This is a genomic window from Kitasatospora sp. NPDC059973 (assembly GCF_042737525.1).
Lineage (GTDB): Bacteria > Actinomycetota > Actinomycetes > Streptomycetales > Streptomycetaceae > Kitasatospora.
In genome coordinates this window covers 1-17,284 of record NZ_JBHWUI010000112.1, presented here as the reverse complement: position 1 = coordinate 17,284, position 17,284 = coordinate 1, and the positions used below count along the sequence as shown (strand labels likewise).

General features: G+C 73.1%; 14 protein-coding genes, 1 pseudogene and 1 riboswitch. Of the genes and pseudogenes, 12 read left to right on the top strand and 3 right to left on the bottom strand.

Annotation, left to right across the window (positions count from 1 at the left end; genetic code table 11):
• Positions 1-217 precede the first annotated feature (217 nt).
• Positions 218-1,690, top strand: a complete 1,473-nt coding sequence (locus ACFWA9_RS26795) for a sensor histidine kinase (protein ID WP_380390303.1) — start codon at positions 218-220, stop codon at positions 1,688-1,690.
• 7 nt (positions 1,691-1,697) lie between these two features.
• Positions 1,698-2,423, top strand: a complete 726-nt coding sequence (locus ACFWA9_RS26790) for a response regulator (RefSeq protein ID WP_380390301.1) — start codon at positions 1,698-1,700, stop codon at positions 2,421-2,423.
• A 93-nt stretch (positions 2,424-2,516) separates the two neighbouring features.
• On the opposite strand, the pseudogene ACFWA9_RS26785 reads toward ACFWA9_RS26790, so the two are convergent.
• A pseudogene (locus ACFWA9_RS26785) lies at positions 2,517-2,918 on the bottom strand (phosphatase PAP2 family protein); the annotation flags it as partial.
• Here ACFWA9_RS26785 and ACFWA9_RS26780 point away from each other — a divergent pair.
• The 3 genes from ACFWA9_RS26780 (at position 2,854) to ACFWA9_RS26770 (ending at position 5,586) form a co-directional block, all read left to right on the top strand.
• A complete protein-coding gene (locus tag ACFWA9_RS26780) occupies positions 2,854-3,021 on the top strand; it encodes a hypothetical protein (RefSeq protein ID WP_380390317.1) in 168 nt (55 codons plus the stop codon). The pseudogene ACFWA9_RS26785 and the gene ACFWA9_RS26780 overlap by 65 nt on opposite strands.
• Before the next feature lie 443 nt (positions 3,022-3,464).
• A complete protein-coding gene (locus ACFWA9_RS26775) occupies positions 3,465-4,058 on the top strand; it encodes a hypothetical protein (RefSeq protein WP_380390299.1) in 594 nt (197 codons plus the stop codon).
• A 508-nt stretch (positions 4,059-4,566) separates the two neighbouring features.
• On the top strand, positions 4,567-5,586 hold the full coding sequence (locus ACFWA9_RS26770) for a MazG family protein (protein ID WP_380390297.1): 1,020 nt from the start codon (positions 4,567-4,569) through the stop codon (positions 5,584-5,586).
• Between the two features lie 110 nt (positions 5,587-5,696).
• On the opposite strand, the gene ACFWA9_RS26765 is transcribed toward ACFWA9_RS26770, so the two are convergent.
• Positions 5,697-6,131: an SDR family NAD(P)-dependent oxidoreductase gene (locus ACFWA9_RS26765; protein WP_329489340.1), complete on the bottom strand. Its 435-nt coding sequence runs from the start codon at positions 6,129-6,131 to the stop codon at positions 5,697-5,699.
• A 158-nt stretch (positions 6,132-6,289) separates the two neighbouring features.
• Here ACFWA9_RS26765 and ACFWA9_RS26760 point away from each other — a divergent pair, with 158 nt between their 5' ends.
• The 7 genes from ACFWA9_RS26760 to ACFWA9_RS26730 all read left to right on the top strand — a co-directional run bounded on the left by ACFWA9_RS26760 (position 6,290) and on the right by ACFWA9_RS26730 (position 14,488).
• The gene (locus ACFWA9_RS26760; RefSeq protein ID WP_380390295.1) at positions 6,290-7,564 is read left to right on the top strand and encodes a cytochrome P450; all 1,275 of its coding nucleotides are present in this window, start codon (positions 6,290-6,292) and stop codon (positions 7,562-7,564) included.
• A gap of 274 nt (positions 7,565-7,838) precedes the next feature.
• A riboswitch (cyclic di-AMP (ydaO/yuaA leader) is annotated at positions 7,839-8,011 on the top strand.
• Between the two features lie 5 nt (positions 8,012-8,016).
• Positions 8,017-8,940, top strand: coding sequence for a transglycosylase family protein (locus ACFWA9_RS26755; protein ID WP_380390293.1), 924 nt, complete (start codon positions 8,017-8,019; stop codon positions 8,938-8,940).
• Positions 8,941-9,195: 255 nt separating this feature from the next.
• Positions 9,196-10,482: a phosphopyruvate hydratase gene (gene eno / locus ACFWA9_RS26750; RefSeq protein ID WP_352296673.1), complete on the top strand. Its 1,287-nt coding sequence runs from the start codon at positions 9,196-9,198 to the stop codon at positions 10,480-10,482.
• Positions 10,483-10,625: 143 nt separating this feature from the next.
• On the top strand, positions 10,626-11,111 hold the full coding sequence (locus tag ACFWA9_RS26745; protein ID WP_380390291.1) for a septum formation initiator family protein: 486 nt from the start codon (positions 10,626-10,628) through the stop codon (positions 11,109-11,111).
• The gene (locus tag ACFWA9_RS26740; protein WP_380390315.1) at positions 11,083-11,748 is read left to right on the top strand and encodes a DUF501 domain-containing protein; all 666 of its coding nucleotides are present in this window, start codon (positions 11,083-11,085) and stop codon (positions 11,746-11,748) included. Before ACFWA9_RS26745 ends, ACFWA9_RS26740 begins: the two co-directional genes overlap by 29 nt.
• Positions 11,745-12,686: a Ppx/GppA phosphatase family protein gene (locus ACFWA9_RS26735; RefSeq protein ID WP_329489346.1), complete on the top strand. Its 942-nt coding sequence runs from the start codon at positions 11,745-11,747 to the stop codon at positions 12,684-12,686. Before ACFWA9_RS26740 ends, ACFWA9_RS26735 begins: the two co-directional genes overlap by 4 nt.
• 428 nt (positions 12,687-13,114) lie before the next feature.
• Positions 13,115-14,488, top strand: coding sequence for an FAD-dependent oxidoreductase (locus ACFWA9_RS26730; RefSeq protein ID WP_329489347.1), 1,374 nt, complete (start codon positions 13,115-13,117; stop codon positions 14,486-14,488).
• A 200-nt stretch (positions 14,489-14,688) separates the two neighbouring features.
• On the opposite strand, the gene ACFWA9_RS26725 is transcribed toward ACFWA9_RS26730, so the two are convergent.
• Complete coding sequence (locus ACFWA9_RS26725; protein WP_380390289.1) at positions 14,689-17,247, bottom strand: ABC transporter permease; 2,559 nt, start codon at positions 17,245-17,247, stop codon at positions 14,689-14,691.
• Positions 17,248-17,284: the final 37 nt, after the last annotated feature.

The following is a 17,284-nucleotide window of genomic DNA, read 5'->3' as shown; positions in this document are numbered from 1 at the left end:
CCGCACCGCACCGCCGACACCCCACACCCCCCCCGACCCGCGCGCCGCTCCCTGGCCGTCGGCCCGTTGAGCTGGAGTGGGAAGTCGGCGGGTCCGACTTCCTGCGCGCGTGCAGCGTGAGTCGGGCGAGCAGCGTGGCCCGCTGGGTCGGCCCGCCTGGGCCGGGTATGACTTTCGGCAGATTCGGTGCTGCTGCCCGCCTCCTACTGTCGTAGCCGTGAGGGTGAACGGTGAGTGGTGGAGCAGGTGGAGCGGGTGCAGCGGGTGGAGCAGGTGGCTCGACGGGGCGCTGCTGGTGGGTACGGCGGTGGCCACGGGGGCGTGCGCGGTGAGCATCTGGTGGGCGCTGCCCGCGATCGCCACGGCGTTCCTGGCCGGGTGGCGGACGGATCGCGTGCGGTGGGCCGTGACCGTGCTGGCCGTGGTCGTGGCGGGCGGGGTGACGGTGGCGTTGGCGGTACCGGCCTGGATGGTCCCGGGGACGTCCTTCCTCTCGCTGGTGGTCTGCGCGGGCATGGCGCCCTGGATGGCGGGCCGGTTCTGGCGGCAGTCCCAGGAACTGGTCCGGGCCGGCTGGGAGCGGGCGGAACGGCTGGAGCGCGAGCAGCAACTGGTGGCGGAGCAGGCTCGGCTGCGGGAGCGGGCCCGGATCGCCCAGGACATGCACGACGCCCTCGGCCATGACCTGAGCCTGATCGCCCTGCGGGCCGGTGCCCTGAAGCTGGCACCCGATCTCGCCCCGGCACACCGGGAGGCGGCCCAGGAGATCCGCAAGGGCGCCGGAGCGGCCGTGGAACGCCTTGCCGAGGTGATCGGCATCCTCCGGGAGGAGACGGACGCGGCGGGCGAGGCCGCCCGGGGGCCCGCCGACGCGGGGGTCGCCCACCTGGTGGAGGAGGCGGCCGCCGCCGGTCTGCAGGTCCGCCTGACGATGACGGGCCCGGTGGACGGCCTGTCGCGCGCGGTGGAGCACGCCGTGTACCGGGTCGCCCAGGAGGCGCTGACCAACGCGGCCAAGCACGCCCCTCAGGCGAGGGTCGGCGTGCGGGTCGCCCACACGCCGGAGGGCGTCCGCGTCCAGGTGGTGAACGGGCCGGCACCGGTGGGTCCGGCGGCAGTACCGGCAGCACCGGCTCCTCCGAACGCGGGCGGCCGTGGGCTGATCGGCCTGGCCGAGCGGGTCAGACTGGCCGGCGGCACCTTCCGGTACGGGCCGCGCGCCGAGGGCGGCGGGTTCGAGGTGCTCGCCCATCTGCCGCGCTCCGGCGCCGCCGTCACTCCGCCGCCCGGGCCCGCCCCGGTCTCCCCCGTCCGTGAACTCAGCCGCGCCCGCCGCCGGGTGGGCCGGATGATGGCGGCGACCGTACTGGTGCCACTGGTTACCGTGCTGGCGCTGACCGCCGTCCTGCGGGGGTGGACGATCTACACGGCCGGCCGTGCGGTGCTGGAGCCGGCGGACTACGCGTCGCTGCGGATCGGTCAGGACCGGGCGACGGTCCAGCGGTTTCTGCCTGCCCATCAGTTTCCGTACCATCCGTCCGTGGGGAACCCGCCGCCCCGGGGAGAAGGAGTGACGTGCGAGTACTACGCGATCACCGCCGAGCCGTTCGACGACGACCGTTCCGGCGATGCGTACCGGCTCTGCTTCCAACGGGACGTACTGATCTCCTTGGAAGCGCTGATCGCGTGAGCGCCGGATGAGCCGCGGCGAGCGGGCCGCCGCCGGTACACCGATCCGGGTGGTGATCGCCGACGACGAGCCGATGGTCCGGGCCGGCGTCCGCGCCGTGCTCACCACCGATCCGGGGATCGAGATCGTCGCCGAGACCGGGGACGGCCGGGAGGCCGTCGAACTGGTCCGCCGCCACCGCCCCGATGTCGTGGTGCTGGACATCCGGATGCCCGGCACGGACGGCATCACCGCCGCCGGCGAGATCCGCCGCTCCGGCGCGGCCACCGGGATCGTCATGCTGACGACCTTCGGCGAGGACGACTTCATCCTGCGGGCCCTCGGCGGTGGCGCCAACGGGTTCCTGATCAAGTCGGGTGAGCCGGAGGAACTGATCGCCGGGGTGCGGGCGGTGGCGGACGGCGCCGCCTACCTCTCACCCAAGGTGGCCGCGCGCGTGGTCGCCCACCTCGCCGCCACCGGAGCCGGCGGCCCGGCCGACCGCCGTTCCGCCGCGCTTGAACAGGTGGCCACGCTGACCACCCGGGAGCGGGAGGTGCTGACGCTGATCGCCGCCGGACTGTCCAACGGGCAGATCGCCCGCCGGATCGGGGTGGTGGAGGGGACCGTGAAAGCCCATGTGAGCTCCGTCCTGGCGCGGCTCGGAGTGGCCAACCGGGCGGCCGCCGCCGTCCTCGCCCACGAGGCCGGCCTGACCACCGGTGGAGCGTGCGCGGGCGGTCCGCGCGCCTGACGGCCGCGCCGCCGCCAGCGGGCCCAGCACCCGTATCCCGACCGGCGATGCCACCGCCGCCGTGGCGAGCGGCAGGAGCGCGACGACCACCGCCGCCGTGATCGCCCCGCCGAGAACGGCCCCGGCGACCACGTCGTGCGGATAGTGCACCCCGGCGGCCACCCGCAGCGCGGCCGTCGCGACCCCGACCGGGACGACGAGCAGGGCCCAGCGCGGCCGCAGCAGGACCAGACCGGTCGCCAGGGCAGCGGCCAGGGTCGCGTGGTTGCTGGGGAAGGACCAGTCGCCCGGCGGCGGGCAGTGCGCGACGACGGGGTGTGCCGACAGCGCGTCGGGCAGCGCCTCGGGCAGGGTGCGGCAGGGCCGCTCCTCGTCGACCACGACCTTCAGCACCTCGCTCGCCCCGTAGGCGAGGACGGTACCGAGGCCGGTGAGCGCGACCCCCGCGACCGCGTCGGCGGCGCGTCGGCCGCGGGCCGTCCACCAGCAGACCACCAGCAGCAGCCCGAGCACCAGCAGCCCCGCCTCGCTGGCGGGCTCCAGCAGCGAGGCGAACCGGGGCGGCGCGTCGACGACGACATCGGCCACCCGCCGGTAGCCGTCGGCGGACGCGCCGCCGGTCACCCGTACCGGCCCGCCGTGCCCGGCCCGCCCACCGCCCGTCGGTGCCAGCCACCCGACCACGGCGGTGCCCGCACCCAGCACCGCCACCGCTGCCGCCACCCGGGGGCCGGTCGCCCTCCTCGCCCCGACCCTTCCGGCCCCGACCGCGTCCGCCTCGACCGTCCTCGTCCTGACCGCTCTCTTCCTGGCCCTGTTCGTCATGGTCAGGACGGTAGGGGTGGCCGGGGGACCGAGGCCCGGGTCGAAAGGCAGGAGGAGACCTTGACGATCGTCGGGGTTGACGCCGCACGCCGGGTGAGCCGTTCGGGGCACGGTCCGCGCCGAGGGGGCCGGGCCGCCCTACCCTCGGGACACCGTCCGGCCGCTCGCGGGAAGGCGCCTCCGAACGCCTGCCGCCCCCCACCCCGGAGACCAGCCATGCACCGTCGGACCGCCGTCGTCCTCGGCGCCCTGCTCGCCGTCCCGACGCTGGCCGCCTGCGGGGCCGGCGGGCTGACGCCGGGCACGGCGGCCGTGCTGGACGGCCGGCGGATCCCGGTGGCGGCCGTCGAGGCCCGGGTCGCGGAGCTGCGCGAGGTGGCCGGCGGCGCCTCCGCGGACGCCCGCCGGCCGCCGGACGGACTGGTACGACGGGCCGTCGCGGACCTGCTGCTCGACGCGGTCGTCGCCCGCGCCTTGGCCGACCGCGGGCTCGCGGTGGGCGGCGCGGAGGTGGCGGCGGCCCGGACGGCGGCGCAGGACCGGTACGGCGGTGCCGGCCCGCTCGCCCGCGTCCTGGCCGCCCGGGGTGTCGCCGGTCCCGGCGTCGACGACTACTTCCGTCGCGAGCTGAGCATCCGCCGCCTCGCCGCCGCCACGGGCCAGGACGCCGCCACCCCGGCGGGCGACCACACCGTCCGCCTCGCCCTGGCCGAAGCCGCCCTCCACCTGCGCGTCAACCCCCGCTACGGCACCTGGAACGCCGACCGGGTCGCCCTCCTCCCCGACACCCCGCCCTGGCTGGCCGGCTGACCCTCAGGCTCGACGAGCACAGGAAGTCGGACCGGCCGACTTCCCACTCCGCGCGCCGCGACCGGCACGCGCCCCTGCCGCCGCACGGGACGGGTGGCGGCCACCGGCCTGCCGCCGTCCTTTGAGCGTGGGGGCGGGGCCGGACCGGCACCCGGTTCTGCCGCTGCCCCTGTGTGGCGGGCGGATCGGGCGATCGGGCGGATCGGGCGGATCGGGGAGACGGGCGGAGCGGGGCGGTGGGGCGCGGCCGGTGCACGGGCCAGCCGTCGCCCTCGAGGGCGGGCGGAGTGCGGCGGTGGGGCCGGGCCGGTGCCGTGGCCCCGCCGCCTCGGGGGCCGGTGCCTGTCGCCCGTCGGGCCGGGCGGAGCGCGGTGCCGGACCCTGACCGGCACCCGCCCCCGGGCCGGGCGATACCCGGTACGCGGCCTGACCGGCACCCGCCCCGCCGTCCCCCTGGCCGGGCGAAACGTGGAGGCGGGGGCTCACCGGGGCCGGGTAGGTTCGGGGTGTGACGAATCTTCCGGGCGCGAAGCTGATCCTGCTCACCACCACCCACCGGGTGGCTCCCGGCCTGCTGGCCTGGCCCGCCTGGGAGGCGCTGCGGTCGGCCGGGCGGGTGCTCGCCGGGGACGCCGCGCACCCGCAGCTGCCGGCGGTGCGGCAGGCGGGGGTCGAGGTGGAGGTGGTGGCGCCCGGTTCGGCGCCCACGCTCGCCCGGCTGCTGACCGGACAGCCGGCCCCCTCGGGGCCGACGGTCTGGCTGGGCAGCCCGGACGGCGACCCCGGGCTCACCGACGCGCTGGCGCGCCTCGCGGTCGAGCACGCGGGCGAGGTGCCCGAGATCGAGGTGCTGCCCGGTTCGTACGACCTGCCGGGCGCGCGGCTGCTGGACCTGGTCTCGGTGATGGACCGCCTTCGCTCGCCCGGCGGCTGCCCCTGGGACGCCGAGCAGACCCACGCCAGCCTGGTGAAGTACCTGGTGGAGGAGTCCTTCGAGCTGGTCGAGGCGATCGAGGAGGGGGACCGCGACACGCTCCGGGAGGAGCTGGGCGACGTCCTGCTCCAGGTCTTCTTCCACTCCCGGATCGCCGAGGAGCACCCCACCGACGCGTTCTCCATCGACGACGTGGCAGGTGACATCGTCGAGAAGCTGATGTACCGCCACCCGCACGTCTTCGGGGACGTCGAGGCCGAGGGCGCCGCCGAGGTGGAGGCGAACTGGGAGGCGCTGAAGGCCGCCGAGAAGTCGGAGCGCGAGTCGGTGCTGGACGGCGTGCCGGCCGGTCTTCCCGCGCTGGCGTACGCGGCGAAGCTGGTGTCCCGGGTGCGCCGGGCGGGCTTCACCGGTGTGCCGGACGCGGCCTACGAGCTGCCCGCGGAGCTCACGGCGGAGTCGGCGGGCCGGCTGCTGCTCGCGGTGGCGCAGCGGGCGTTCGACGCGGGGGTGGACGTGGACGCCGCGCTCCGGGCGGCCGCGCGCGGCTACCGGGACGCCGTGCGCGCCGCCGAGGGGCTCAAGCCCGAGTAGCCCCGAGCGGCCCCCGGAGCACGCCCGGGCCGAGACCCGCGCCCGGGCACGCCCGCACCGCGACCTGCCGCCCGGGCACGCCGCCCGCACCGCGACCCGCCGCGCCCCCGTCAGACCGCCGCCACGTCCTCCACCGCCCGGCGCTGCACCGGGACCACCTCGTCGACGACCTCGGCGATCGCCTCGCCGACCAGGGCGAGCAGTTCGGCCAGCCGCTCCAGGTCGAGGTGGTCCGGCAGCTCGGCGAGGGAGACGACGCGCTCGCCGCCCGGCCCGGCGACGCAGAACAGGTCGATCGGGCCGAGGTGCTTCTCGGTGGTGTCGACCAGGGCGGCGATGTCGCTCGGGCGGCGGATGTCGCCGCAGACGCCGACGACCGGGCAGCCCGGCCGGTCGAGTTCGGTGGCGAGGTCCTCGGCGATGCCGACCTGCTGGTCGGCGATGAGGACGCCGGAGGCGCCCGCGGCGGTGAACCGGCGGGCGAGGCCGGCTCCCGACCCGCCGGCGAGTACGGCGATGACCACGACTGCCCCGGTGACCCGCATGGTGCGCTCCTCCCTGTGGGCGGCTCCGCACCGGCGCCCACGCATTTTGCTTGCGGAGGATCGTAGGCAGGTCCTGACCCTCCGCAACAGGGATTACCCCTCAGGTGACCAGGCTCACGCCTGCCGCGCCGGGGTTCCCCACCGGATACGGTCGACACATGCCAGTTCAGCCCGATTCAGCCCGCCCGCCGCTCTTCACCTGGGAGTTCGCCGCCGACCCGTACCCGGCGTACGCGTGGCTGCGGGAGCACGAACCGGTGCACCGCACCACCCTGCCGAGCGGGGTCGAGGCCTGGCTGGTGACCAGGTACGCGGACGCCCGGCAGGCGCTCGCCGACAGCCGGCTCTCGAAGAACCCGGCCCATCACAGCGGGCACGCCCACCGCAGCGGCCGGGTCGGCATCCCCGGCGAGCGCCAGGCCAATCTGATGACCCACCTGCTGAACATCGACCCGCCGGACCACACCCGGCTGCGCCGGCTGGTCTCGAAGGCGTTCACGCCGCGCCGGGTGGCGGAGTTCGAGCCCCGGGTGCAGCAGCTCACCGACCGGCTGATCGACGGCTTCGCGGAGCGCGGCTCGGCGGACCTGATCCACGAGTTCGCCTTCCCGCTGCCGATCTACGCGATCTGCGACCTGCTCGGCGTGCCGGCCGAGGACCAGGACGACTTCCGGGACTGGGCGGGCATGATGATCCGCCACGGCAGCGGGCAGCGCGGCGGGGTGGGACGCGCCGTCAAGCGGATGCGCGCCTACCTGGCGGAGCTGATCCACCGCAAGCGGGCCGATCCCGGCGACGACCTCATCTCGGGGCTGATCCGGGCCAGCGACCACGGTGAGCACCTGACCGAGAACGAGGCCGCGGCGATGGCCTTCATCCTCCTCTTCGCCGGGTTCGAGACGACCGTGAACCTGATCGGCAACGGCACCTACGCCCTGCTGCGCAACCCCGGGCAGCGGGCGCTGCTCCAGGACTCGATCGCCTGCGGTGAGACCGCGCTGCTGGAGACCGGTATCGAGGAACTCCTGCGCTACGACGGTCCGGTGGAGCTCGCCACCTGGCGGTTCGCGACCAGCCCGCTGACCATCGGCGGCGTGGACATCCCGGTCGGCGATCCGGTGCTGGTGGTGCTCGCGGCGGCGGACCGGGACCCGGCGCGGTTCGCCGACGAGAACACCCTCGACCTGGCCCGGACGGACAACCCGCACCTCGGCTTCGGGCACGGCATCCACTACTGCATCGGTGCTCCGCTGGCCCGGTTGGAGGGGCGCGCGGCGCTCACCACCCTGCTCACCCGGTTGCCCGATCTGCGACTCGCCGCAAGCCCGGAGGAGCTCCGCTGGCGCGGTGGCCTGATCATGCGTGGACTGCGCGATCTCCCGGTGGAATTCACCCCCGAGAAGCCCTCCGCGGCACCGGTGGACGGGCTCTGAGCAAATCCGTCCGGCGGCCCCCGGCGGTGTCTCGATCTCGTCGTGCCGAGACCTCGACACGCTGACGGAGTGTCGCCGACACGCCCTGGTGGCGGGTATGAATCAGCATCAAACCGGACATAGCCCTGTCGTTGGTAGGCGATCGGCCACGCGCCGTAATTTATGTGTGATACCTGCGATATGAGCTTGTTATTGATGTGAGGATCTGTCTACCCTCCCTGGAGTTCGCAGCTGCGGACCTCGTGCGCGGAACGCCGAATCCTGCCCGCCGCGTTACGGGAAACCGACCAGAACCCTTGGGCAGGGGCGGGGGAACCAGGTTTGTTGCCGTCCCCCACGGCTTGGGGTGAAGCCGCCCGCGCGGACAGAAGGCGTCCGCGTCGTGCGGCCGGGCCACCTCCCGGTCCGAACCCGACAGCTCACCTCGCAGGCGTGCGGAGAGGGACTTCCCCATGCTCTTCGTCGGAACCGGCCGTCACCGTCGTCGCACCCAGACCGAGAAGGCCATCGCCGTTGCCGGCGTGGCCGGCGTCGGACTCGCCCTGCCGCTCCTCACCGCCACCGGCGCCTCGGCCGCCCCGGCCTCGACCTGGGACGCGGTCGCCCAGTGCGAGAGCGGCGGCAACTGGGGCATCAACACCGGCAACGGCTTCTACGGCGGCCTCCAGTTCACCTCCAGCACCTGGAAGGCGTTCGGCGGCACCTCGTACGCGCCGCAGGCCCACCAGGCCAGCCGGGCGCAGCAGATCTCGGTCGCCGAGAAGGTCCTCGCCTCGCAGGGGCCGGGCGCCTGGCCGGTCTGCTCCCAGAAGGCGGGCCTGGCCAAGGGCGGGGCCGCGGCCTCGGTCGACACCTCCTCGGACGCCGAGCCGACGGCCGCCGCCAAGCCGGCCCAGTCGAAGCCCGCGCCGAAGCCGGCGCAGAAGCCCGCGCAGAAGCCGGCCCAGCAGCAGGCCCCGAAGCCCGCCGCCCAGCAGCCCGCCCAGCAGGACGACCGGGCTCCGGGCTTCGCCGGCCAGCCCGGCTGGGACGCCGACGCGAAGGTCTTCTGGTACCAGAGCGACGGCGCCTGGTACTGGACCAGCCACCAGAGCGTCTACCAGCAGTACGCCGGTCAGCAGGCCGCCCAGCAGGCGAGCGGGTACGCGGGCCAGGACAGCCGCCCCGCCGCCCACGGCGCCCCGGCCGCGGCCGCTCCCGCCGCCCAGCAGCGCACCGGGCACGGCTACACCGTCCAGTCCGGTGACACCCTGTCGACGATCGCCGCCGCCCAGGGCGTCGACGGCGGCTGGCAGACGCTGTACGACGGCAACCGCGGCACCGTCGGCACCGACCCCAACCTGATCCTCCCGGGCCAGCAGCTCGACCTCGGCTGACCGCCCGTGTGGTGACTCCCCGTGCGGTGACGCCACGAAGGGGGCCGGTTCGGCCCCCTTCGTCCGCATCCGGCCGCATTTCGTGGGACAACCAGGTGAACTACCGGTGGGTAGCCCGGCCACACGCTGAGACGGGACCGAGGTCGACGTGGTCCCGGGAGCCCGTGCGGTTAGGCTCTGGTCGTAACGACTCCGCAACCATCCGGCCGACAGCACCCATCGTCAGCCGAACCTGCTTCCGCTAGGAGATGCCTCGTGCCGTCCATCGATGTCGTCGTAGCCCGTGAGATTCTCGACTCGCGTGGCAACCCCACGGTCGAGGTCGAGGTCGGCCTCGACGACGGCAGCACCGGCCGTGCCGCTGTCCCGTCGGGTGCCTCCACCGGTGCCTTCGAGGCGCTGGAGCTTCGCGACGGTGACAAGAACCGCTACTTCGGCAAGGGCGTGGAGAAGGCCGTCCTGGCCGTCATCGAGCAGATCGGCCCCGAGCTGGTCGGCTACGACGCCACCGAGCAGCGCCTGATCGACCAGGCCATGCTCGACCTGGACGCCACGCCGGACAAGTCCTCGCTCGGCGCCAACGCGATCCTGGGCGTCTCGCTCGCCGTGGCGCACGCCGCCTCCGAGGCCAGCGACCTGCCGCTGTTCCGCTACCTGGGCGGCCCGAACGCCCACGTCCTGCCCGTCCCGATGATGAACATCCTCAACGGTGGCTCGCACGCGGACTCCAACGTCGACATCCAGGAGTTCATGATCGCTCCGATCGGCGCGGAGTCCTTCTCCGAGGCCGTCCGCTGGGGCGTCGAGGTCTACCACACCCTCAAGGGCGTGCTGAAGGAGCGCGGCCTGTCCACCGGCCTCGGCGACGAGGGCGGCTTCGCGCCGAACCTGGACAGCAACCGCGAGGCCCTCGACCTCATCACCGAGGCCATCCAGAAGGCCGGTTACGTGCCCGGCCGGGACATCGCGCTCGCCCTGGACGTCGCCGCCTCCGAGTTCTACCAGGACGGTGCCTACCAGTTCGAGGGCAAGGCGCTCTCCGCCGCCGAGCTCATCGAGTACTACGCCGAGCTCGTCGCCGCGTACCCGCTGGTCTCCATCGAGGACCCGCTGGACGAGTCGGACTGGGACGGCTGGAAGGCCATGACCGTCAAGCTGGGCGACAAGGTCCAGCTGGTCGGCGACGACCTGTTCGTCACCAACCCGGCCCGCCTGGCCAAGGGCATCGAGACCGGCACCGCCAACGCGCTGCTGGTCAAGGTGAACCAGATCGGCTCGCTGACCGAGACCCTGGACGCCGTCGAGCTGGCCCAGCGCAACGGCTACCGCTGCATGATGTCGCACCGCTCCGGTGAGACCGAGGACGTCACCATCGCCGACCTCGCCGTCGCCACCAACTGCGGCCAGATCAAGACCGGCGCCCCGGCCCGCTCCGAGCGCGTCGCCAAGTACAACCAGCTGCTGCGCATCGAGGAGATCCTCGACGACGCGGCCGAGTACGCCGGCCGCGGCGCGTTCCCGCGCTTCCGCGCCGCCGAGTAGTAGCCGCGCGGCCGAGCAGTCGTCGGCCCGGGCCCGTCACGAGGGCCGATCGCGCCCAGTAGCGCAAGCCTGACCGGTGCCCCGCCGTTCACCCCGTAGGGTGGACGGCGGGGCACCGTCGCGATCAGGAGGGGACACGGGAGATGGCAGGCTGGAGGATCCCGGGCTTTGCCGCCCGGCCTCGCTTCACGAGCCGGGCGACCGTCCTCGTCCTGGTGCTCTGCTCCCTGGTCGCGATCCTGGCCTACCCGACCAGGCAGTTCATCTCCCAGCGTTCCGAGATCTCCGCCCAGCGGGCGAAGGCCGAGCACGCCCGGCAACAGGTCGAGCAGCTGCGCCGGGAGAAGACCCGCTGGCAGGACCCGGAGTACGTCAAGGCGCAGGCCCGCAGCCGGCTGCACTACGCGATGCCGGGGGAGACCCCGTACATCGCGGTGGATCCGGCGGGCCGGGGCGCCACCCAGTCCTCCGCCGTCCCGCCCGCCCCCTCCGACGGCGCGGCCAAGGCCGCCAAGCCCTGGTACGCGAGCGTCTGGGACTCGGTGGACGCCGCCGACACCGCCGCTCTCGCCCCGCCCTCTTCACCCGCCCCTGCCCCTGCTGGAGCCAGCTCCCCCCATGACCACTGAGAACCACCCCTCCGTCTCCGACACCGACGTCGCGGCCATCGCCGCACAGCTCGGCCGGGTCCCGCGCGGCCTGCGCTCGGTGGCGCACCGCTGCCCCTGCGGTAACCCGGACGTCGTGGAGACGGCCCCCCGGCTCGCGGACGGCACGCCGTTCCCGACGCTCTACTACCTGACCTGCCCCAAGGCCGCCTCGCTGATCGGCACGCTGGAGGCGGACGGCGTGATGAAGGAGCAGACCGCCCGGCTCGCCGAGGACCCGGAGCTGGCCGCCGCCTACCAGAAGGCGCACGAGGACTACATCGCGCGCCGCGACGCCATCGAGGTGCTGGAGGGCTTCCCCAGCGCCGGCGGCATGCCGGACCGGGTGAAGTGCCTGCACGTGCTGGTCGGCCACTCGCTGGCGGCCGGCGAGGGCGTCAACCCGCTCGGCGACGAGGCGATCGGCATGCTGGAGGACTGGTGGGCCAAGGGCCCCTGCGTCTCCCCCGACGAGGTCGAGGCCGCCGGCGAGCGGGTCGCGAGGAACCGCGCCAAGCAGCAGGACCACGAGGCCGTGATCGCCGCCAAGCAGCAGAAGGCCGCCGAACGCGCCGCCAAGCGGGCCGCGCAGGAGAATGCCGAGGAGCCCGACGCATGAGTGTCACCCGGGTCGCCGCGATCGACTGCGGTACCAACTCGATCCGCCTGCTGGTCGCCGACCTCGATCCGGAGACCGGGGCGATCACCGACCTCGACCGCCGGATGGTGATCAACCGGCTGGGTCAGGGCGTGGACCGGACCGGCCGGCTGCACCCGGACGCGCTGGCCCGCACCTTCGCGGCCTGCCGCGAGTACGCCGAGGTGATCGCCGGCTTCGGGGTGGCCCCGGAGCGGATCCGCTTCGTGGCCACCAGCGCCTCGCGGGACGCCGAGAACAGTGACGAGTACGCCAAGGGCGTGCGCGACATCCTGGGCGTCGGGCCCGAGGTGGTGAGCGGCGAGGAGGAGGCGCACCTCTCCTTCGTCGGCGCCACCAAGGAGCTCACCGGCGGCCAGTTCCCGGCGCCGTACCTGGTCTTCGACCTCGGCGGCGGCTCCACCGAGTTCGTGCTCGGCGCCGAGGACGTCCGGGCCGCCCGCTCGGTCGACATCGGCTGCGTCCGGCTGACCGAGCGGCACTTCGGCGGCGCCGAGCTGCCCTCGGCGGAGCAGGTCGCCGAGGCGCGGGCGCACGTCCGGGCCGAGCTGGACAAGGCCGAGGAGGTCGTCCCGCTGACCGGTGCGGCGACGCTGGTCGGTCTGGCCGGGACGGTCACCACGGTGTCGGCGATCGTCCAGGACCTGCCCGGGTACGACTCCGAGCGGATCCACCACTCGCGGATCACCCGCGAGGACGTGGCCCGGATCGCTTCCGAGCTGCTCGCCGCCACCCACGCCGAGCGTGCGGCCATCCCGTCGATGCACCCGGGCCGGGTGGACGTCATCGCGGCCGGCGCGCTGGAGCTGCTGGAGATCATGGAGCGGACCGGCGCCGCCGAGCTGGTCGTGAGCGAGCACGACATCCTGGACGGCATCGCCTGGAGTATCGCCTCCTAGCCCGGTGCGAGGCTTACCGCCCCGGCCCCGGAACCCTTTCGGGGGGTCCGGGGCCGGGGCGCGCCCGGGGCCCTGCGGGAAAGTTCGTGAATTTCTTCACATGGCGATCCAGCCATTCGTCGCGCTGACCGGTCCGCTACGTCCGAAATGTGGGACCGAAGGCCTGTCCGTCGTGTCGCCCGCTGGATCGCAGGTGACGCCCCCGTGCGGGTTTGAAAATCGAAATCACGCGCGGGAACCCAGGCGTGCCATGGATCGTTGCTGCTCAGCAGGGCCGTTCGGGTCCATAGCCTCACGGGGAGGCGGGGAGGGCTGTGAGACAGCTCCCCGGGGCCGAGAAAGTGGCCGCGAAGTGTAGCACAGGGTGTCCAGGAGCTTGTGACCGGCCTCACGAAGGCTGCTCCGGACGGTGCTGGATACTTTCGGATATGAGCACCACGGAGCGTCCTCGCATCCTCATTGTCGGCGGTGGTTACGTCGGCCTGTATGCCGCGATGCGCATCCTCAAGAAGATGCGCTATGGCGAAGCGACCGTCACGGTCGTCGACCCGCGGTCGTACATGACGTACCTGCCCTTCCTCCCCGAGGCGGCCGGCGGCAACGTCGCGCCCCGCAACCTCGTCGCGCCGCTGCGCAGCGCCCTCAAGAAGGCGGAGGTGCTCACCGGTGCTGTCACCGGTGTGGACCACGCCCGCAAGGTCGCCACCATCCAGCCGGCGGCCGGCGACTCGTACGAGCTGCCCTTCGAGTACCTGGTCGTCGCGACCGGCTCGGTCTCCCGGACCTTCCCGATCCCGGGTCTGGCGGAGCACGGCATCGGCATGAAGACGGTCGAGGAGGCCATCAGCCTCCGGAACCACGTCATGGCGCAGCTGGACAAGGCCGAGTCCACCACGGACGAGGCGATCCGCCGCAAGGCGCTGACCTTCGTCGTCGTCGGCGGTGGCTTCGCCGGTGTCGAGACGATCGCCGAGATCGAGGACATGGCGCGCGACGCCGCCAAGATCTACAAGACCGTCAGCCGTGACGACATGCGCTTCATCCTGGTGGAGGCGGCCAACCGCATCCTCCCGGAGATGGGCCCGGACCTCGGTCTGTGGACCAAGGAGAAGCTCGAAGAGCGCAACATCGAGATCTACATCGAGACCTCGATGGACTCCTGCGTCGACCAGCACGTCGTGCTGAAGAACGGCGTCGAGGCGGACGCCTCCACCATCGTGTGGACGGCGGGCGTCAAGCCCAACCCGGTGCTGGCCAACTTCGGCCTCCCGCTGGGCCCGCGCGGCCACGTGGACACCGCCCCGACCCTGCAGGTCAAGGGCTTCGACTACGTCTGGTCCGCCGGCGACAACGCCCAGGTGCCGGACCTCGCCGCGGGCGAGGGCGCCTGGTGCCCGCCGAACGCGCAGCACGCCGTCCGGCAGGCCGCCGTCCTCGGCGACAACGTGATCTCGGGCATGCGCGGCTTCCCGCAGGCCGAGTACAAGCACAAGAACCTCGGTGCGGTGGCCGGTCTCGGCCTGCACAAGGGTGTGGCGATCCTCTTCGGCAAGTACAAGCTGAAGGGCCGTCCGGCCTGGTGGTTCCACCGCCTGTACCACGGCGCCATGGTCCCGACCATGAACCGCAAGGTCCGCGTCTTCACCGACTGGACGCTGGCGGTCTTCCTGAAGCGCGAGGCCGTCGGCCTGGCCCAGATGGAGAAGCCGTTCGAGGCGTTCCAGGAGGCCGCGGCGCCCGCGCCGAAGCCGGTCGAGGCCGCCAAGCCGGCCGCCGACAAGGAACTCGCCAGCAGCAAGTAAGCGACTGAGATCCCGGTGTGGGAGCACCGGGAAATGAGTCGGAGGCCCTCCGCCCGGCAGCGTCGCCGGACCACGACCTCCGTGGTGCTCAGCCGGCCGTGCGACCGGGCGGAGTACAGAAGTAGCGAAAGACCCCCACCGAACCCTCCGGTGGGGGTCTTTCCGTGTCCGGCGCCGGTGCGGTGCCCGGCGCCGGTGGGTCAGTCGGTCTTGATGCTCTCCAGGATGTCCAGCTTGGACGCCCGGCGGGCCGGCCAGATCGCGGCCACCAGGCCGACCAGGCCGGCGAGCACGAGGAAGAGCAGCAGCTGGCCGTAGGGGAGCGCCGTGGTCAGGCCCGCCATGCTGGACTTCAGGGTGCCGAGGATCCCCCAGGCCGTGTAGCAGCCGAGCAGCACGCCGATGCCGGCACCGAAGACCGAGATCACCACCGACTCCAGGCGGACCATCCGCTTGATGCCGCTGCGGTCCAGGCCGATCGCCCGCAGCATCCCGATCTCGCGCTTGCGCTCGAAGACCGACATGGCCAGCGTGTTGACCACACCGAGGACCGCGACCAGCACGGACATCGCCAGCAGGCCGTACATCATGTTCAGCGCGATGGTGATGATCTGGCTGAAGTCGTCGCGGACGTCCTGCTTGGACTTGACCTCGATCACCGGGTTGGCGCCGGTGGCGTCCTTGAGCGCCTTCTTGAGCGAGTCGGTGGCACCGTCGGCGCCCTTGACCAGGACGTCGCTGATGTACGGCGTGGGCTCGTGCTTGACGATCTCGCTGTTGGCCAGCACCACCGGGCCGAGCATGCCGCCCGACTCGTAGACGCCGCCGACGGTCAGCCGGCCCGTGGACTGGTCCGGGTAGGTGACGGTCAGGGTCGAACCGGTGGTGACGTTGTTCTTCTTGGCGACGTCCGTGTCGATCAGGGCCTGGCCCTGGGCGAAGCCCGCGGTGGATCCGCTGGTCAGCTTGACGGAGACGAGCTGGTCGAAGCTGGCCGCGTCCAGGCCGCTGATCGACTTGTTCGTGCCGTTCAGGTCCCAGTAGACGGTGGTGAGCGGCGAGGAGGCCGTCACTCCGGCGGTCTTGGCGACCTCGGCGGGGACCTTCGGCGACAGGCTCATGTCGTTCGCGGTCGAGATCAGGTAGTCGGCCTTCATCGAGCTGGTGACGGCCTTGTCGAGGGCTCCGCCGACCGAGGAGCCGATCACCGTCAGGCCGGTGACCAGGGTCAGACCGATGGTGAGGGCGGCGGCGGTGGCGGCGGTGCGGCGCGGGTTGCGCACCGCGTTCTGCCGGGCGAGCTTGCCGGGCGTACCGGCCAGCTTGCCGAGCACCGGGCCGACCAGGGCGATCACCGGGCGGGAGAGCAGCGGCAGCAGGATGAAGACGCCGATCAGGGCGACCCCGGCGCCGAGGGCGACCGGTGCGCGGCCGTCGCCGTTGCCGGTGGAGGCGCCGTAGGCGACCAGCGCGCCACCGCCCGCGGTGAGGACCGATCCGATGATGTTGCGGACCAGCAGGCTCTTCTGGCTGGTCGGCTGGTCGCCGCTGCTCATCGCGGCCACCGGGGCGATCCGCGAGGCGCGGAGCCCGGGCAGCAGCGCGGAGAGGACGGTGACCAGGACGCCGACCACCAGGGTGACCACCACGGTCAGCGGCTTGACCACCAGCGCGCCGGTGGGCAGGCCGTCGTTCAGCGAGTGGACGGCGGACTGCAGCCCGGCGCCGATCGCGATGCCGACCACCAGGCCGGCCGCGGCCGAGAGGGCGCCGATCACCAGGGCCTCGATCAGCACGGACAGGGTGACCTGCTTGCGGCTGGCGCCGATCGCCCGCAGCAGGGCGAGCTCCTTGGTGCGCTGGGCGACCAGCATGGTGAAGGTGTTGGCGATGATGAAGATGCCGACGAAGAGTGAGATCCCGGCGAAGGCGAGCAGCATGGTCCGCATGCCGTCGGTGCTGCTCGTGATCATCTTCTGCTCGTCGTCCTTGAGCTGCTGACCGGTCTCGGCGTCGAACTGCCGGCCGGCCGGGAGCTTCTGCTGGGCCTCGGCGAGCAGCGCGGCCTCCGTGGTGCCGGGCTTGGCGGCGAGCACGACGCTGCTGTAGCGGCCCGGCTCCAGCAGCAGCTGCTGGGCGGTGGCGCGGTCGAACAGGGTGAGCGTGCCGCCGGTGTTCACCACCGGGTCGTCGGTGGTGAAGACGCCGGTGAGCTTCGCCTCGGCGACCGGGCCGTTGGAGGCGATCCGGACGGTGTCGCCGACCTTGTAGCCGCCCTTCTCGGCGGTCCTGCGGTCGAGGGCGATCTCCTGGGCCTTCTTCGGGCCCTGACCCTCCGCCATCGGGTAGCGGACGTCCTTGCCGTCCGCGCCGGGCGCGAAGTTGGCGCCCTTGGCGGTCCAGGCCTGGCCGATCAGGTTGCCGCTCCGGTCGGCGACGCCGGTGAAGCCGCTGACCACGCCGCGGGCCGAGGCGGCCCCGGGGAGCGCGCCGAGTTGCTGGACGGTGGCGTCGGTCAGGGTGGCCGCGCTCGTCTCGCTCTTCTCCCGGGCGGAGGCGGAGGAGCCGGCCGACCGGTCGACGATCTGGACCGACACGTCGGAGTAGCTCTTGGAGTTGCTGTCCTGCATGGCCTTGCCGAAGGTGTCGGAGAAGACCATGGTGCCGGCGACGAAGGCGGTGCCGAGCATGACGGCGAGGGCCGTCATCAGGAGTCGGCCCTTGTGGGCCAGCACGTTGCGCAGTGCGGTGCGGTACATGGGGTGTCCTGAACTCTGCGGAGGGGCGGGCTGCTGT